Origin of the sequence: Intrasporangium zincisolvens (assembly GCF_034724055.1) — a bacterium.
GTDB lineage: Bacteria > Actinomycetota > Actinomycetes > Actinomycetales > Dermatophilaceae > Monashia > Monashia zincisolvens.
On sequence record NZ_JAWIIL010000001.1, the window covers coordinates 922,969 to 937,810 of the forward strand.

At 74.2% G+C, this 14,842-nt stretch carries 18 protein-coding genes; 7 read left to right on the plus strand and 11 right to left on the minus strand.

Annotated features, from left to right (window positions below):
* Window positions 1–24: 24 nt before the first annotated feature.
* Window positions 25–2,877, minus strand: coding sequence for an AAA family ATPase (locus tag RY076_RS04170; RefSeq protein ID WP_323096332.1), 2,853 nt, complete (start codon window positions 2,875–2,877; stop codon window positions 25–27).
* A gap of 356 nt (window positions 2,878–3,233) precedes the next feature.
* Here RY076_RS04170 and RY076_RS04175 point away from each other — a divergent pair, with 356 nt between their 5' ends.
* Together RY076_RS04175 and RY076_RS04180 are read left to right on the plus strand one after the other, a co-directional pair.
* Window positions 3,234–3,887 (plus strand): hypothetical protein, encoded by a 654-nt coding sequence (locus RY076_RS04175; RefSeq protein ID WP_323096333.1) that lies wholly within the window; start codon window positions 3,234–3,236, stop codon window positions 3,885–3,887.
* A gap of 37 nt (window positions 3,888–3,924) precedes the next feature.
* A complete protein-coding gene (locus RY076_RS04180; protein WP_323096334.1) occupies window positions 3,925–4,902 on the plus strand; it encodes a GNAT family N-acetyltransferase in 978 nt (325 codons plus the stop codon).
* 13 nt (window positions 4,903–4,915) lie between these two features.
* On the opposite strand, the gene RY076_RS04185 is transcribed toward RY076_RS04180, so the two are convergent.
* The 4 genes from RY076_RS04185 to RY076_RS04200 all read right to left on the minus strand — a co-directional run bounded on the left by RY076_RS04185 (window position 4,916) and on the right by RY076_RS04200 (window position 6,754).
* The gene (locus tag RY076_RS04185; RefSeq protein ID WP_323096335.1) at window positions 4,916–5,308 is read right to left on the minus strand and encodes a hypothetical protein; all 393 of its coding nucleotides are present in this window, start codon (window positions 5,306–5,308) and stop codon (window positions 4,916–4,918) included.
* Between the two features lie 198 nt (window positions 5,309–5,506).
* Window positions 5,507–5,998, minus strand: coding sequence for an SRPBCC family protein (locus RY076_RS04190; protein ID WP_323096336.1), 492 nt, complete (start codon window positions 5,996–5,998; stop codon window positions 5,507–5,509).
* Window positions 5,995–6,312 carry an ArsR/SmtB family transcription factor gene (locus tag RY076_RS04195; RefSeq protein WP_323096337.1) on the minus strand — a complete coding sequence of 106 codons (318 nt, stop codon included), beginning with the start codon at window positions 6,310–6,312 and terminating at the stop codon, window positions 5,995–5,997. Before RY076_RS04195 ends, RY076_RS04190 begins: the two co-directional genes overlap by 4 nt.
* 88 nt (window positions 6,313–6,400) lie before the next feature.
* Window positions 6,401–6,754 carry a VOC family protein gene (locus RY076_RS04200; RefSeq protein ID WP_323096338.1) on the minus strand — a complete coding sequence of 118 codons (354 nt, stop codon included), beginning with the start codon at window positions 6,752–6,754 and terminating at the stop codon, window positions 6,401–6,403.
* 62 nt (window positions 6,755–6,816) lie between these two features.
* Between RY076_RS04200 and RY076_RS04205 the strand changes: the two genes are divergently transcribed.
* Window positions 6,817–7,173 carry an HIT domain-containing protein gene (locus RY076_RS04205; RefSeq protein WP_323096339.1) on the plus strand — a complete coding sequence of 119 codons (357 nt, stop codon included), beginning with the start codon at window positions 6,817–6,819 and terminating at the stop codon, window positions 7,171–7,173.
* A gap of 70 nt (window positions 7,174–7,243) precedes the next feature.
* On the opposite strand, the gene RY076_RS04210 is transcribed toward RY076_RS04205, so the two are convergent.
* Window positions 7,244–8,134: an alpha/beta fold hydrolase gene (locus tag RY076_RS04210; protein ID WP_323096340.1), complete on the minus strand. Its 891-nt coding sequence runs from the start codon at window positions 8,132–8,134 to the stop codon at window positions 7,244–7,246.
* A complete protein-coding gene (locus RY076_RS04215) occupies window positions 8,131–8,931 on the minus strand; it encodes an exodeoxyribonuclease III (RefSeq protein WP_323096341.1) in 801 nt (266 codons plus the stop codon). The genes RY076_RS04210 and RY076_RS04215 overlap by 4 nt, the downstream gene beginning before the upstream one ends.
* Before the next feature lie 53 nt (window positions 8,932–8,984).
* Here RY076_RS04215 and RY076_RS04220 point away from each other — a divergent pair, with 53 nt between their 5' ends.
* From RY076_RS04220 to RY076_RS04230, 3 genes are read left to right on the plus strand one after another with little or no spacing between them, the layout of a single operon-like run.
* Entirely contained in the window at window positions 8,985–9,848 is an 864-nt protein-coding gene (locus RY076_RS04220) for an SDR family NAD(P)-dependent oxidoreductase (protein ID WP_323096342.1), read from the plus strand.
* 43 nt (window positions 9,849–9,891) lie between these two features.
* Complete coding sequence (pyrE, locus tag RY076_RS04225; protein ID WP_323096343.1) at window positions 9,892–10,458, plus strand: orotate phosphoribosyltransferase; 567 nt, start codon at window positions 9,892–9,894, stop codon at window positions 10,456–10,458.
* A gap of 50 nt (window positions 10,459–10,508) precedes the next feature.
* Window positions 10,509–10,832, plus strand: coding sequence for a putative quinol monooxygenase (locus RY076_RS04230; protein ID WP_323096344.1), 324 nt, complete (start codon window positions 10,509–10,511; stop codon window positions 10,830–10,832).
* A gap of 36 nt (window positions 10,833–10,868) precedes the next feature.
* Here RY076_RS04230 and RY076_RS04235 read toward each other — a convergent pair whose 3' ends face one another.
* Window positions 10,869–11,558 (minus strand): hypothetical protein, encoded by a 690-nt coding sequence (locus RY076_RS04235; protein WP_323096345.1) that lies wholly within the window; start codon window positions 11,556–11,558, stop codon window positions 10,869–10,871.
* Complete coding sequence (locus RY076_RS04240; RefSeq protein WP_323096346.1) at window positions 11,555–11,860, minus strand: DUF1905 domain-containing protein; 306 nt, start codon at window positions 11,858–11,860, stop codon at window positions 11,555–11,557. The genes RY076_RS04235 and RY076_RS04240 overlap by 4 nt, the downstream gene beginning before the upstream one ends.
* 209 nt (window positions 11,861–12,069) lie before the next feature.
* On the opposite strand from RY076_RS04240, the gene RY076_RS04245 reads away from it, so the two are divergent.
* Window positions 12,070–12,810: a LemA family protein gene (locus tag RY076_RS04245; RefSeq protein ID WP_323096347.1), complete on the plus strand. Its 741-nt coding sequence runs from the start codon at window positions 12,070–12,072 to the stop codon at window positions 12,808–12,810.
* Between the two features lie 51 nt (window positions 12,811–12,861).
* Here the strand turns inward: RY076_RS04245 and RY076_RS04250 are convergent, their stop codons facing one another.
* Window positions 12,862–13,884 carry a TIGR03086 family metal-binding protein gene (locus RY076_RS04250; protein WP_323096348.1) on the minus strand — a complete coding sequence of 341 codons (1,023 nt, stop codon included), beginning with the start codon at window positions 13,882–13,884 and terminating at the stop codon, window positions 12,862–12,864.
* Window positions 13,885–14,030: 146 nt separating this feature from the next.
* Window positions 14,031–14,747 (minus strand): DedA family protein, encoded by a 717-nt coding sequence (locus tag RY076_RS04255; protein ID WP_323096349.1) that lies wholly within the window; start codon window positions 14,745–14,747, stop codon window positions 14,031–14,033.
* Between the last annotated feature and the right edge of the window lie 95 nt (window positions 14,748–14,842).

The window sequence follows — 14,842 nt, forward strand, 5'->3', positions numbered from 1 at the left end:
GGTCCTCCGCCTCGCCTCCCGACCTCAGCCCTCGGGCTGCCTCGCCCTGAGCTGGTGGGCGACGAGCTGGGTGCGGGAGCGGAGTCCCAGCTTGCGGTAGATGCTCGCGAGGTGGAACTCGACGGTGCGCACGGACAGGAGCATCTCGGCCGCCACCTCGCGGTTGCTCAGCCCGGCGGCGACGAGCCGCGCGACGACCGACTCCTGCGACGTCAGGGACTCGCGAGGTCCGTGGGGCCGGCCGGAACCCGCGCCGGGACGAGCCCGACGTTCGACGTGGGCCGGGGTGCACGCGTCGAGCTCGGCCCTCGCCTCGGGCAGGTAGGCGTCCGCGCCGAGCTGCTCGAGGGCGGCCACCGCCCGCGTGAGCCTCGGGGCCGCCTGTGCCGAGTCAACTCGCGCCCGGTGCAGGGTGCCCGCCCGGAGCGACGCGATCGCGGCGTCGAGTCGCATGCCGCACTCCGCGTAGACCTCGGCGGCGAGGGCGAGGTCGGCCGCGGCCTCGTCGCCACGTCCGGCGGCCGCGGCGACGACCCCGCGGGCGTGCCGCGCCTCCGCCAGGCTCGAGCGGCGGCCCGTCCGCATCGCGATCGCCTCCAGCGTGTCGCACAGGTCACCGGCGCGCCCGAGGTCACCCGCTCGCGTCAACGCCTCGACGTAGCGGGCGACCCACTGGAACGCCCCGGGCAACCAGGTCCCGGACGTCGGCGGTCGTCGTGCGAGCCAGGCGCCCGCGTCGAGGACCGACGCGTCGTCGCCGGCGGCGTGGTGCACCTGGACCGCGGCGACGTGGGCGTAGACTTCTCCCGACCTCCCGCCGTGGGGCCCCGCCGCCACAGCGCGCTCCAGCCGGTCCCGGGCCGCGTCGATCTCTCCCCGCATCGCCGGCGCGAACGAGGCCAGCGCGTGGATCACCGCCAGGGCCCAGTTCTCCTCGAGCATCTCGGCGTTGGCGAGGGCCCGGTCCAGGTGCAGCGTGGCGTCGGCCCAGTTGCCGCACCGGTTCTCGAGCATGCCGAAGTTGGCCAGGGTGACGGTCGAGAGGTAGTAGAGGTTGTGTCGGCGGGCCGCGGCGGCGGCGGCCGCCAGGGCGGTGCGCGCCTCGGCCGGGCGGTCCAGGTGGGTCAGGGCCAGGCCGCGGATCGCCTCCTGGGTGATCCGGTGCGGCTCGGGTGGGCCGGTCGGGGGGCCGAACAGCCGGAGCGTGGCCTCCGCATCACCCTGCAGCAGCAGGCCCGCGCCCCACGCGGCCCGGGCCGCCTCCCGATCGAGGAGCCCGCCGCGCCGGGTGGCGAGCGCCGCCCATCGCGCGGCCTCGACGGCGTTCTCGCCGACGAGCTCGAGCTGCGCCATGAGCAGGGCGGCCCCGGCCCGGGCCCGCGCGTCCTCGCTCTCGACGGCGACACGAGCCCCCTCCCGGGCCTGCTCGAGGTCGCCGCGCAGCCAGGCGAGCGAGGCCGTCAGGAGGGCGCGGTAGCCGCTGGACGGGCGCGCCCCCTCCTCGAGCAGGGCGAGGGCGGGTCCCTGGAAGCCGCCGGCCAGCGCGGTGTGGGACGCCTCGAGCAGCAGCGCGTCGCGCTCGGACGGCTCCTGCGTCAGGGCAGCGGCGTGGTGGATCCAGCCCGACGCCTCGAGCAGGGCACCGCCGGCGGCGAGCGTGCGGCCGTGGTCGCGGACGCGCCCGGCCAGGTCGGGGTCGGGCCCGGCCGCGCAGGCGACGAGGTGGCGCAGCTCCTCGCCGGGTGAGGTCGCGGTGGCCGCCGCCGCGCGGTGCAGCTCGTGCCGGCGTCCGAAGGGGAGCGACTCCTCGATGGCGGGAGCCATGACGGGGTGGGTGTAGGCCACGGTCACGAGCGGCGGCGCCCCGGTGCACGCGACGAGCCCCGAGGACACCGCACCGTCGAGCGCGCCCCAGACGTCCTCGACGCCGGTGAGCGCGGCGACCCTGGCGACCGGCTGCTCACCGGCGAGCACCGCGAGGCCCTCGAGGAGTCGGCGAGCGGGGACCGGGCAGCGCTGCACCTGCTCGTCGAGCGCCGCGGCGAGCGTCGGTGAGGTCGGCAGACCGGTCCCGGGCGAGATGCCGTGCGCCGACACCTGCTCGGCCACCGACCGGATCCACAGCGGGTTGCCCCGGGTCGCCTCGTGCAGGGCGCGGAGGCTCACGGGGTCCAGCCTTCGGCCCGTGACCGCCAGGGCGAGGTCGCCGGTCTGCTCGACCGTCAGCCCGTCCACCTCGAGGTGGGCGCCGGTCGGGTCGGTGGCCAGCCGGGTCACGCCGGCCGCCGAGGCCGGTAGCTCGTGGTCGCGCGCCGTGCACACGACGAGGACCCGGTCGTGCCGGAGGCGGCGGGCCGCGAAGCCGATGGCGGTGAGCGAGGCCGCGTCGGCCCAGTGCAGGTCGTCGAGGAAGACGACGCCCGCCCGGCTCACGCCCTGCGTGTTCTCGAAGGCCGCGAGGAGGGCGAGCCCGACGTCGAACAGTCCCCGTCGGCCACCGTCCTCGCTCGAGGAAGGCGTCGAGGAAGGCGTCGAGGAAGGCGTCGAGGAAGGCGTCGAGGAAGGCGTCGAGGAACGGGTCGACGAACGGGCCGAGGAACGGGTCGACGAATGGGTTGAGGGGCTGGGCGACGAGTCGTCGAGCAGCTGCTCGACGGTGGCGAGGTCGACACGCCGGTCGTCCGGGTCGACCCTGACCCGCAGGAGCGACCGCGGGCGGGCCCGGCCGAGCCAGTGCTCGACGAGGCGTGACTTGCCGACACCCGCCTCGCCGGTGACGAGCACGACCTGCGAGCGACCCTGATCGGCCGACCGGAGGGCGAGGTCGAGAGCCGCCAGCTGCTCGGTTCGACCCTGGAAGTCTCGGCCTACTTCCACGCTCGGATCATGGCACCCGCGGCGCTCGGGGGTACCCGGAGTTGCGCAAGTCGGCGGCCGGGTCGACGGCGCGTCCCGGGCATCCCGGACGTTCGGGTGGAGATCACCTGCCCCCGGGGGTCCGCAACGGTGGGCGGCGTCGGGCAACCCCGTGGTTCCACGGATGTCGCGCCGCGCGAATCCTCCTACCGTCGAAGAGTGCCCGTAGCGCCCGGTGCGTCACGCCGGTGTGGGAGGGGGCCGGCCCGAGGGGCCGGGCGGCGGGCGCGACACGATCCGCTGACGGGTCGCCGGCAGGGGGTGGGTCCTGTGGCAGAACCAGTGAGAGTCCGTGCCCCGAGTGGCGAGGCGCGACGATGAGAGACGTCCTCGCCCTCCTCGCGATCCTCCTAGGCGCCGCCGGCATCCTGGCCGCCGTGGTCCGATCCGTGTCCGCCCGCGGGACCTCGGCGCCGGTCCCCGGGGCGCGCCCGCGTCCTGGTGCCCTGCACGGGGTGCTTGCCGTCGCCGGTGTGGCCTTCCTCGTCCTCGGCGTCGGTGTCGTCGTCGCTCCCGACACCGGGCCGATGGCCGTCCGGTCCGCCCCGGCGCCCGCCCACTCGCGTGGGCGGCAGCCCACGCCGATCCCGACGCCGTTCGACACCTCTCCCGCCGGGGCGTACCGGCGGCTGGTCGACGCGTACTGCGCCGGGATCGGCGTGGTGCTGATGACGCCCGCGGACGCGTCCCGGACGAGCATCCACTCGGCGCTCCGCGCCAGCGCCGCCTCGTTCGAGGACCTGGCCGACGTGCTCGACGGCGTCGACCCCCCGCCGCGCCTCCTGAACCGGCACCACCGGCTCGTCACGGCCGTCCGCCGGACGGATCGCATCCTCACCGACGCCGACGCGCAGCTGAACGCCGGCGCCATGGCGAGCTTCGCTCGACAGCTCGACCAGCTGGGTCGCTCGGTCACCGAGCTCGACCGGCAGGCTCGCGGCCTCCAGCTGCCGCACTGCCGCCCGGCCTGACGGACCCGGGCGGGGTCGACTCGGCTAGGTTCGCCGGGTGGACCTTCGACCCCTGGACCTGACCGACGACGCCGCGCTCACGCAGGCGTACGACGTCGAGTGCGCGGCACTGCAGGCCGTTCGCCGCGGCTGGGTGCCGCTCGGCGCGAAGGCGCGGATCGCGGCGTGGCAGACGCCCGGCGGCTGGCGCACGTCCCTCGTCGGCGCCTTCGACGGTGACGCGCTGCTCGGCTTCGCGAGTTCCGCCACGGCCGACGACACCCCCGACACGACGTGGGTCGACGTGTACGTCCACCCGGACCACCAGCGTCGCGGCCTCGGGTCGCAGCTCGCACGGGCTGCGGAGGTCGCGAGCCCTGATGCCGTGGAGCGCTTCGTCGCGAGCGCCTACCTCCCGACGCCGGCCGCCGTGGACAGCCTCGTGGAGGGCTTCGCCGCAGGGCTCGGGTACGCCCGGGCCACCGACGAGACGGTCGTTGAGCTCGACCTCGACTCGGCCCATATGTCCGAATCCGTTGCACTGCAGGGCTACACGGTCTCGACGCACGTCGACGGCGTCCCCGAGTCGTTGCGCCGTGAGGTCGGCGTCGTCAAGGGTCTCGTCGACGCCGAGGCCCCGAACGGCGACCTCGCCTGGGAGCCGACGCCGGTGTCGGAGGAGGAGTACGCGGAGGAGATCGCGCTGTGGACGGTGCAGGGCCGCACGGCCGTCGAGGCGGTGGCCCTCGACGGTGACGGCACCGTGGCGGCCTGGACCTGTCTGCTGCTGCCGGCGGCAGACTCGCCCCGCGCGGCGCAGGTCGTGGGCACGCTCGTGCTCGGGTCGCACCGCGGCCACGGACTCGGCCGTGCCGTCAAGGTGGCCTCGTTGCGCGCTGCTCGCGAGCGTCGGGCCGGGCTACGGGTGCGCACGAGCAGCGACAACCAGAACGTCTGGATGCACGCCATCAACCGCGAGCTCGGCTTCGTCCCGGTCGAGTCGGAGGTGGTCCTGCAGAAGCGTCTGCGGCCCTAGGGCCCGCCGGGCGTCAGCTCGTCCGGTGCCACAGGATCCCGAAGTCGTCGGTGAGGGTGTCGGACGCGCCGTCGTACACGTAGGAGATGGCGATCCGTCCGGTGATGTGGTTGCCGCCCGGCATGCAGGTCAGGGCGCCGACCAGGACGACACCGTCGCCGGTCGTGAAGCCGGGCCCGGTGACCTTGGCGGGTGCGCCGCCGCACGCACTGGTGGCGACGTCGTCGGCGTAGACCATCGCGTAGACGCGGTTGCCCGTGCCCGTGATGGAGAGGGTCTGGCTGCTGCCGTCGGTGTCCACCGAGGCCCACGTGCCGGCCAACGGCCCGCTGGCCGCCGATGCCGCGGCCGGCGTCAGCAGCGCGAGCGCCGCACCGAGGGTGATCGCGATCCGTGTTCGCTTCATGAGGAACCACCTTCCTGGTTCACTGGTTGGTCCCCGAGCCGGCCGCGCCACCCCCTCGTCGCGGCCTCTCCAGTCTCCTCGCCGTCAGCCGTCGTGTCCGCGGATCCTGTGAACCTGCTGGGCGTCGACCGCGCGTCATCCGTACGTCGTCCGCATGCCGCCCGAACGCCGCCCGTACGCCGTCCGTGCGCGTGGGCGTCAGCCGGCCGCCAGCTGCTCGTAGGTCGGGAAGAGCTCGCGCCAGCGTGCGCTCATGTCGCAGCGGTCGTTCCCGGCCAACGAGGCGGCGAGGTCCTCGAGATGCACCTGCCAGCCGGCCCCGTACGCGGCGAGCTCGCCGGCGGGCAGACCACGCTCCTCGACGACGAGCCTTGTCCGGTCGCCGTCGGGTCTCAGGGTCGCCTCGATGGCGTGCTCCTGCGACTCTCCCTCCTCGGTCGTCCACACGACGAGACGCCGCGGGGGCTCGCACACCTCGACGCGTCCGGTGCCCTCCCACCCGCTCGTGAACCGCGCGCGGAACGCGCCGCCGACGCGGAGGTCGCCCGACACGTCGGCGATCCACCGGGCGAGGCGCTCAGGGTCGGTGCAGGCCTCCCACAGGTCCTCGATCGCGGTGTCGAAGACGTCCTCGACCCGCACCGAGCCCTGGTCGACCCCCGTCTGCTGCAGCGCCCCGATGATCCTCAACGTCGTGCCCTCTTTCCCCTGGCGATCTCCGTGTGCAGTGCGTCGATGCGGTTCTGCCACAGCGCCCGATAGCCCTCGAGCCACTCGTCGACCTCGACGAGCGCCTGCGGTCGGAGGCTGTAGATCCGACGCTGTGCGTCCTGGCGGACGTCGACGAGGCCCGCCTCGCGCAGCACCCGCAGGTGACGCGAGACGCCCGGTTGGCTGATGGGCAGGGCCTGGGCCAGCTCGCCGGCCGTGGCCGGGTGGTCGCGCAGGATCCCGAGGACCGTGCGGCGGTTACCGTCGGCCAGCGCGTGCAGCACCGCATCCATGCCAGCAATTTAGCCAGTCAGTTAAATAACCACAAGGCCATGCAGGGCGCCGGCGACGCGGGCGGCCATGGGCGGTGCGGACGCAGGGTCAGGAGGGCTGCCAGAGCTCGACACGGTTGCCCTCGGGGTCGGTCACCCACCCGAACCGGCCGACGCCGTCCATCTCCTCGGTCTCCTCGGCGACGTCGGCTCCCTGCGAGCGCAGCTGGGCGAGCATCGCGTCGAGGTCGGCCACCCGGAAGTTGAGCATGACCCGCTGCTGCGAGGAGCCGAAGTAGTCGCTCTCGCGCTCGAACGTCGCGAAGACGGTGGGGCCGGGCTCCTGCAACCAGACGCCGTGCTCGTCGAGCTCGAGCCCGAGTCCGTCGCGGTACCAGGCGGTCAGGGCCTCCGGGTCGGACGCCCTCAGGAAGATCCCGCCGATGCCGGAGACGCGTTCCATGGCCGACAGCCTCCCACGCCGGTGCGTCCCACTAACCCCGGGAAGGCGGCAGGATCGGCGGCGTGAGCAGCGCCATCGAGTACTCCGGAACCGACTTCTACTGCGACGTCGCGATCGCCGACCCGAGCCGCCTCGACGTCGTCCACGAGGACGACCGGGTCCTCGTCTTCCACCACACGCGTCCGTTCTGGCAGGTGCACCTCGTGGCGGTGCCGAAGCGTCACATCGGCTCCCTCGTCACCGCCTCGGCCGCCGACGAAGCCGACCTGCGTGCCCTGCTGCAGGCCGTGCAGTCGGCGGCCCGCGACGTCACGGACGCGCACGGGGCGGCCGCGGTGCTGACCAACGTCGGCGACTACCAGGACTCCAGGCACCTGCACGTGCACATCCACTCCGGGCCCCGACGCGCCTCCGCCTGACGCGTCGGGCCGCGCCGACGCGACGGGCCGCGCTGACGCGTCGGGCCGCGCCGACGCGACGGCGGGTGGGTCAGGCGGACGCGCGACGCGCGCGCATCTCCGCGAGCAGGTCGCGGACCTCGTCGGCGACGACGTCGGTCGCCTCCCAGGGCAGCATGTGGCCGGCGTGCGGCAGCTCGGTGAAGGTGGCGTGCGGCAGGGCGACGCGCAGGGCGTGCGCCCGCGCCACGGGCATGAGCGGGTCGAGGCGGCCGGCGACGATGCCGACGCGGACGCGCTCGAGGCCGAGGAAACCGGCGCTCTGGTCGGCTGTGAGCAGCGCGCCGTAGAAGGCCCCGAACGTCGCGAGCTTCGTCGCCGCGACCTGGGCCCGGGCGGTCTCGACCGCAGCAGGGTCAGGGTTCTCGCCGAAGAGGCCACCGACGAGCGCGCGGATGCGTCCGTTGCCGCCGGGCGGGAGGGGAAGACCCCGCGCCGCCATCCGCATGACGGCTGCCTCGCCGGTCCGCTCGCCGAGCGCGACGCCGGAGGATGCCGTCGCGACGAGCAGGGCCGCACGGACCCGGGTGCCGAAGAGGTCGGGGCGCTGCTCGGCCAGGGCCATGACCGTCATGCCGCCCATCGAGTGCCCGGCCAGCACGACGGGCGAGGCCGCCGGCACGACGGTGCGCAGCACGGTGTCGAGGTCGCGGCCGGTGTGCTCGACCGACAGGGAGCCCATCTCCGCGCGGCGCAGCCCGATCGTCGAGCGGCCGTGCCCGCGCTGGTCCCACAGCACGACGCGGACCGGCTCGTCGGCGAGCTCCTCGACGACCGGCAGCCAGCTCTCGTGGTTGACGGCCCAGCCGTGGGCGAGCACGAGCGTCGGGGCGTCGGGGGCCAGGTCCGGGTGGGCGTGGGTGTGCACCGACAGCACGGCGCCGTCGGGCGTGACGATGCCCCGGCGGTCGTGGCGCCTCACGCGTCCACCCCCTCGACCTCGAAGACGACCGGGGCGTGGTCGGAGGCGCCCTTGCCCTTGCGCTCCTCGCGGTCGATGGCGGCGCCGACGACGCGTCGGGCCAGGGCCGGCGAGCACAGCGCGAAGTCGATCCGCATGCCCTGGCGCTTGGGGAAGCGCAGCTGCGTGTAGTCCCAGTACGTGAAGGTCCCCGGCTCGGACGTGTGCGGGCGCACGACGTCGGCGAACCCGGCGTCGACGACCCCCTGGAAGGCAGCGCGCTCGCCGGGGGAGGTGTGGGTCTTGTCGGCGTAGTACTCGACGCTCCACACGTCGGCGTCCGTCGGGGCGATGTTCCAGTCGCCGAGCAGGGCGATCTGCGCCTCGGGGTCGGTCGCGAGCCACCCGCGTCCGGCCTGCGCGAGCGCGCCGAGCCAGTCGAGCTTGTACGTCAGGTGCGGGTCGTCGAGCGAGCGGCCGTTGGGGATGTAGAGCGACCAGATGCGCACGCCGCCGCACGTGGCGCCGATGGCGCGGGCCTCCGGAGCCACCGGTTCACCCCAGCCGGGCATGCCGTCGAAGCCGACCGTGACGTCGTCGAGGCCGACGCGGGAGACGATGGCGACGCCGTTCCACTGGTTGAGGCCGTGGTGGGCTACCTCGTACCCCAGGGCCGCGAACCGCTCGAACGGGAACTGGTCCTCGCGGGCCTTCGTCTCCTGGATCGCGAGCACGTCGACGCCGGTGCGCTCCAGCCACGCCTCCACCCGGTCGATGCGGGAGCGGATGGAGTTGACGTTCCACGTGGCGACTCGCATGGTCGGACACCCTAGAGGGACAAGGCAGTCGCGTGGTGCCTAGGGTGTGCCGCATGACGGAGCCCACAGCCGCCGACGCGTCCAGCCCGACGCCCTCGAGGCCCTCGAGGCCCTCGACGCCTTCGACGCCTTCGACGCGTCCGACGCGTCCCACTGCCCTCGTCACAGGTGCGAGTGCCGGCATCGGGCGGGAGTTCGCGGTCCAGCTCGCCGGACGCGGTCACGACCTCGTCCTCGTGGCCCGGGACACGGCCCGGCTCGAGGAGCTCGCGGGCGTGCTGCGGCGCGGGGGAGCGGACGTCGAGGTGCTCACCGCCGACCTGTCCGACCGCGAGGCTCTCCAGCGCGTCGCCGACCGCCTGTCCGACCCGGACCGGCCGGTCGACCTGCTCGTCAACAACGCCGGCTACGGCCTGCGCGGCCGGTTCCTGCGCAACGACCTCGCCGACGAGGAGCGGATGTTCGACGTGCTGACGCGGGCCGTGCTCGTGCTGTCGCACGCGGGCGCGCGGGCCATGGTCGAGCGCCGCCACGGCGCCGTCGTCAACGTGTCGTCGGTGGCCGGCTGGCTCGCCTCGGGCACGTACTCGGCGGCCAAGTCGTGGGTCACCGTCTTCACCGAGGGGCTTGCGGGCGACCTCGCCGGCACCGGAGTGACGGCCACGGCGCTGTGCCCCGGCTTCACCTCGACCGAGTTCCAGCAGCGCGCCGGCATCTCCAGCCCCGGGCCGAAGTTCATGTGGCTCGACGCGCACCGGCTCGTCGCCGACTGCCTCGACGACGTCGCCCGGGGCCGCGTCGTGTCGGTGCCCGGCCTGCAGTACAAGGCTGTGTCGACGCTGCTGCGCGTGCTGCCGCGACCGCTGGTGCGTGGCCAGCTGCGCAGCACCAAGCTGCCGAGCCGCCGCGGCGACTGAGCCCCGGCGCCGGCCTCCTGCGGCGGGCCCTACCATCGAGGGCGTGACCGAGACGCCCGACATCGCCACCGCCCGCGCCCGACTCCTCGAGATCATCAAGGACAAGGCCATCGTCCACGGACGCGTCACGCTGTCCTCGGGCAAGGAGGCCGACTACTACGTCGACCTGCGCCGCATCTCCCTCGACGGCGAGGCCGCCCCGCTCGTCGGCGTCGTCATGCGCGACCTCGTCAAGGACCTCTCCTTCGACGCGGTCGGCGGCCTGACGCTCGGCGCCGACCCGGTCGCCACCTCGATGCTGCACGCCGCGTCCGCCGCGGGCGAGCGGCTCGACGCGTTCGTCGTGCGCAAGGCGGGCAAGGCCCACGGCCTCCAGCAGCGCATCGAGGGCCCCTCGGTGAAGGGCCGCGACGTGCTCGTCGTCGAGGACACCACGACCACCGGCGCCTCGCCGCTCGAGGCCGTCAAGGCGGTGCGTGAGGACGGCGGCAACCCCGTGGCCGTCGCGACGATCGCCGACCGCGCCACCGGCGCCGGCGAGCGCATCACCGACGAGGCCGGCGTCGAGTACCGGTTCGTCTACACCCTCGAGGACCTCGGGCTCGCCTGAGCCGCAGCACATCCCACGTCTGGCGTCGCGCCACCGACCGAGGAGAGACGTTGATCTTCATCACCGCGAAGTTCCCCGTGAAGCCCGAGCACGCCGACGCCTGGCCCGACCTGTCGCGGGAGTTCACCGAGGCCACCCGGGCCGAGGACGGCTGCCTGTGGTTCGACTGGTCGCGCAGCCTCGACGACCCGACCGTCTACGTGCTCGTCGAGGCCTTCCGCGACGACGACGCCGGCGCGGCCCACGTTCAGAGCGCGCACTTCCGCACGGCCACCGCGACGCTGCGGGGCTACCTCGCCCGCACGCCCGACATCGTCAACGTCTCGGTGCCGGGCACCGAGTGGTCGGCCCTCGGCGAGATGGCCGTCGACTGACGGTCCCGACGGACCCGACCCGCCGCGACTGACGCGTCACGCACCCGGCGGCGCGGGCGCCCCCACCTGCACGGGGTACCCGCGCCGCAGCGCATCGAGGCTCGAGGGCGGGGTGAGGACGGTCGCCGTACCGCGCGACGGGCGCGTCACGAACGACTCGGCCGACGCGTAGGAGTTGTCGGCGCGCCACGGCACGAGGGCGTCACCGGCGACGCGCGCCGGGCCCGCGTCGAGCAGGACGAACGCGCCGTCGGGCAGGTCCGCCCAGGCCGCGGCGTGCAACCGCCGGGTGCGGTGCCGGGAGTCCCAACGCTCCTCGTGCAGGAGCCGGTCGAGCTCGGGCGCCGCGAGACGCTCGGCCCCGAGCCCGGCCGCGACGAGGTCGCGGAACCGCACGTAGTCGGCCCGTCGGCACTCGGCGCACGGCCGGTGCCCGGCGGCGAGCGCCACGGCCTCGTCGAGGAAGAAGAGCGGCGTGTAGTGGCCGGGATGCCACTGGTCGACGCGGCGGTCGCGGAACTCGAGCACGCACGTGATCCACGCGCGGCCGACGTGGTGGCGGCGCACCTGACGCGTGCCGGCGCCGTCGTGCAGCCGGCCCCGGTTGCCCGTCCACGACCCGCGCCCGGGCGCCGCGACGACCTCGCCGAGCGGCGTCACCCGGTTGGCCGCGGGCGCCCGAGCCTGCCCGGCGGCGGCGCCGACGCGACCGGCGTCCGGGCTCACTCGAGCACCTCGAGGTGCACGTCGGCCGGGTCGCCCTCACCGAGGCCCTCGGCCCGGCGCACCGCCTGCTTCATCGGCAGCACGTAGGCGCCGCGGGACGCGTCGGGGAAGATCGACGTCGACCAGCTCGACCCGCCGACGGTGACGCGCACCCGCACCGACCCGAACCCGCGCGGTGGCCGCGGCCGCTCGCGGACGAGCTCGGAGGCCTCGGGCGGCACCGTGACGAAGAACCAGCCCGTCTGCGCCTCCCACCGCCACAGCTCGGCGGTGAAGTCGAGGGCGAGGCGAGCGTCGTCCATGACGGCAGCGTACGGACGCCCGCCGACACCAGCGCGGTGGGACGCGTCGGGCCGGTGGAACGCGTCCGGCGCGCACCGCGTCGCAGCACCGGTGCCGCCCGGCCGGACCTCTCCCGACGCGCCGACCGGCGGGACCCACCGGTCTAGGATCGGTGCCACGGACCGTCACGCCCTGACGCCCTCACGCCTCACGCTCAGTGGAGAACCTCATGATCATCGTCTGGATCCTGCTCGCGCTCGTCGTGCTCCTCGGCATCTGGGGCGTCGTCAGCTACAACGGCCTGATCCGCCTGCGCAACCGCGTCGAGGAGGGCTGGCGCCAGATCGACGTCGAGCTCAAGCGTCGGCACGACCTCATCCCCAACCTCGTGGAGACGGTCAAGGGCTACGCCGCCCACGAGCGCGGCACCCTCGAGGAGGTCATGCGGGCCCGGTCGGCCGCGATGTCCGGCTCGCCGTCGCCGGCCGAGGCCGCGCAGGCCGAGGGTGCGCTGAGCCAGGCGCTCGGGCGCCTCATCGCCGTCGCCGAGGCCTACCCCGACCTCAAGGCGAACCAGAACTTCCTCTCGCTCCAGCAGGAGCTGTCGAGCACCGAGGATCGCATCGCCTCCTCGCGCCGCTACTACAACGCCCTGGTCCGCGACCTCAACACCAAGGTCGAGTCGGTGCCCTCGAACATCGTCGCGAACCTGGCCGGGGTCAAGCGTGCCGAGTACTTCGAGACCCCGGCCGCCGAGGCCGCGGTTCCGAACGTCTCCTTCGGCGACCAGGCCCCCGGCACCTTCGGCTCGGCCCCCGGTGGCCCGGGCGCGCCGGCCGTCGGCGGGTCCACGCAGCCCGGCGCCGTCGCCGGGCCCTCGACCCAGCCCGGTGGCCTCCCGCAGGCCGACGCCCCCGCCGACGTCACGGCGCCCGACCCGAGCGTCGACCGGACGCGCCCCGACGCCTGAGCGGACGCGTCGCGACGCCCGACCGACGCTCCGGGGTCCTGACCGCGCGCGTCAGCCCTTGACGTAGGACAGCTTCTCGCTGACCTTCCCGTCGCGCAGCCGCACGACGTCGACCCCCCGCACGTGCCCGGGGGAGCCGTCCTCCTCGACCCAGTCGAAGCGCCAGCGCAGCACCCCGCGGTCGCCGGCGACGAAGGACTCCTCCTCGGTGAAACGGGGGTCGCGCGTGCCGCTGAACAGGTCCTCCCACACGGTCCGCACGGCGTCGGCCCCCTCGTGGCGCGTCCCGTCGGGGGCCGGGCCGGTGGCCTCGAAGACGCAGTCCGGCGTCATGAGCGCCATGATCGCGTCGACGTCGCCGCGACCGAACGCCGCGACGAACGCGGCGAAGGCGGCGTGCACCGGCCCCCACGCGGCGTCGCGCCCGAAGCGCGCGAGCAGGTCGGCACCCGGGACGCCGGACATCGTCCGGCGCGCGCCCACCGCGCCGACCGACCGGTAGAGCTCCTCGCGCTCGTCGAACCACGTGGCGACGGCGGTCACGAGCCACACGTCGAGAGTGGTGTCGCCACCCGTCGCCGCGGCGAGGTCCCAGCCGTGCACGACGTGGTCGGCGAGCAGCTGACGCACGTACTCGTCCATCGACTCGGTGCCGTAGGACAGGTGCACCGTCCCGGCGCTCGGCAGCGTCGCGCCCACGACGTCCTGGGCCTCCGACGCGGCGTGCGTGGCGGCGGCGACGGGGTCGGCGCCGAGGACGTCACCGTCATAGCGGCTGCCGACCTCCTCGATCGTCGCGCCCTCCATGAGCGGGACCGTCCAGAGGTCCTCGCCCGTCACGTGGTTGACGAGGTCCCGGACCGTCCAGGCCGAGCACGGCGTCGGGCGGTCCCAGTCGTCGGGGCCGAGCACGGCGACTCGGTCGACCCAGCCGCGGACGCTGGCCCGGTAGAGGCTCGACAGGTCGGTCTCGCCGGTCCCGCCGAGGGCGTCCAGCCCCGCGTCCACCCCATCGGCCCCTGCGGGAGCGGCCCCGCGCGTCGTGTCGGCGTCGTCGGTGTCGTCGGTGTCCATGTCGGCCTCCGTCCACCCCTGTACCGACCAGTCTGCTCCGGAGGGCGCGGTGGTGTGCCGGGTTCGACGCAACCGCGGCCGACGGCCGAGGGCGTCGACGAGTCAGCGGCGGCCGGGCCCGGCCACCGGACGGGTCCGCGGACGGGTCAGCGGAGGCGGTCGCGGGACTCGCTGGGGGAGGCGCCCGACTCGTTCGCGGCGTCGCCGATCTCCGTGACGACCTCACGGGCCTCGCGGCGGTGCTTGACGATCTCGATGGCCATCGGGATGACCGACACGAGCACGATGAGCAGGACCGCGTACTCGATGTTCTTCGTCAGGCCCGGGAAGACCTGGCCGAGGAAGTAGCCGAGGAGGGTCAGGCTGACGACCCAGGCGACGGCGCCGATGGCGCTCCAGCCGAAGAAGCGCCGGCGGTGCATCCGGCCGACGCCCGCGACGACGGTGATGAAGGTGCGCACGATCGGCACGAACCGGCCCAGGACGAGGGCGCGGTTGCCGTACTTGTCGAAGAACACGTTGGTCTTGTCGAAGTTCGCGGTGTTGATGAAGCGGCCCTGTCGTTTGTAGAGCGGCCGGCCGACGCCGCGTCCGATCTCGTAGCCGACGACGTTGCCGAGGAAGGCCGCGCCGGTGAGGGCCGCGATCGCGACGAACAGGTTGATGTCGACCTGGCCGGTGGCGATGAAGAGGCCGACCGCGAAGAGGAGCGAGTCGCCGGGCAGGATCGGGAAGAGCAGCCCGCACTCGACGAAGACGATGACGAGCGCGATGACGAAGAACGCGCTCCCGTACTGCTGGAGCAGGTACGTCGGGTCCATCCACTTCGGGCCGAGGGCGGAGGCGGCGGCGAGTGCGTGCATGCGCCCAAGGGTAGGCGGTGCGATCCGGATCTCCTCAATCCGCGCTGTGCCCGTCCTGTGCGCGTGCAGGCGCGGGCCGATGCGGCTCGGTGCGG

Excerpts from the sequence above, each read along its gene's own strand:
- RY076_RS04200 (WP_323096338.1), bottom strand. The coding sequence starts at position 6,754 with ATGGAACGCGTCTCCGGCATCGGCGGGATCTTCCTGAGGGCGTCCGAC.
- RY076_RS04255 (WP_323096349.1), bottom strand. The coding sequence starts at position 14,747 with ATGCACGCACTCGCCGCCGCCTCCGCCCTCGGCCCGAAGTGGATGGAC.
- RY076_RS04245 (WP_323096347.1), top strand. The coding sequence starts at position 12,070 with ATGATCATCGTCTGGATCCTGCTCGCGCTCGTCGTGCTCCTCGGCATC.
- RY076_RS04240 (WP_323096346.1), bottom strand. The coding sequence starts at position 11,860 with ATGGACGACGCTCGCCTCGCCCTCGACTTCACCGCCGAGCTGTGGCGG.
- RY076_RS04250 (WP_323096348.1), bottom strand. The coding sequence starts at position 13,884 with ATGGACACCGACGACACCGACGACGCCGACACGACGCGCGGGGCCGCT.
- RY076_RS04195 (WP_323096337.1), bottom strand. The coding sequence starts at position 6,312 with ATGGATGCGGTGCTGCACGCGCTGGCCGACGGTAACCGCCGCACGGTC.
- RY076_RS04215 (WP_323096341.1), bottom strand. The coding sequence starts at position 8,931 with ATGCGAGTCGCCACGTGGAACGTCAACTCCATCCGCTCCCGCATCGAC.
- RY076_RS04185 (WP_323096335.1), bottom strand. The coding sequence starts at position 5,308 with ATGAAGCGAACACGGATCGCGATCACCCTCGGTGCGGCGCTCGCGCTG.
- RY076_RS04220 (WP_323096342.1), top strand. The coding sequence starts at position 8,985 with ATGACGGAGCCCACAGCCGCCGACGCGTCCAGCCCGACGCCCTCGAGG.
- RY076_RS04175 (WP_323096333.1), top strand. The coding sequence starts at position 3,234 with ATGAGAGACGTCCTCGCCCTCCTCGCGATCCTCCTAGGCGCCGCCGGC.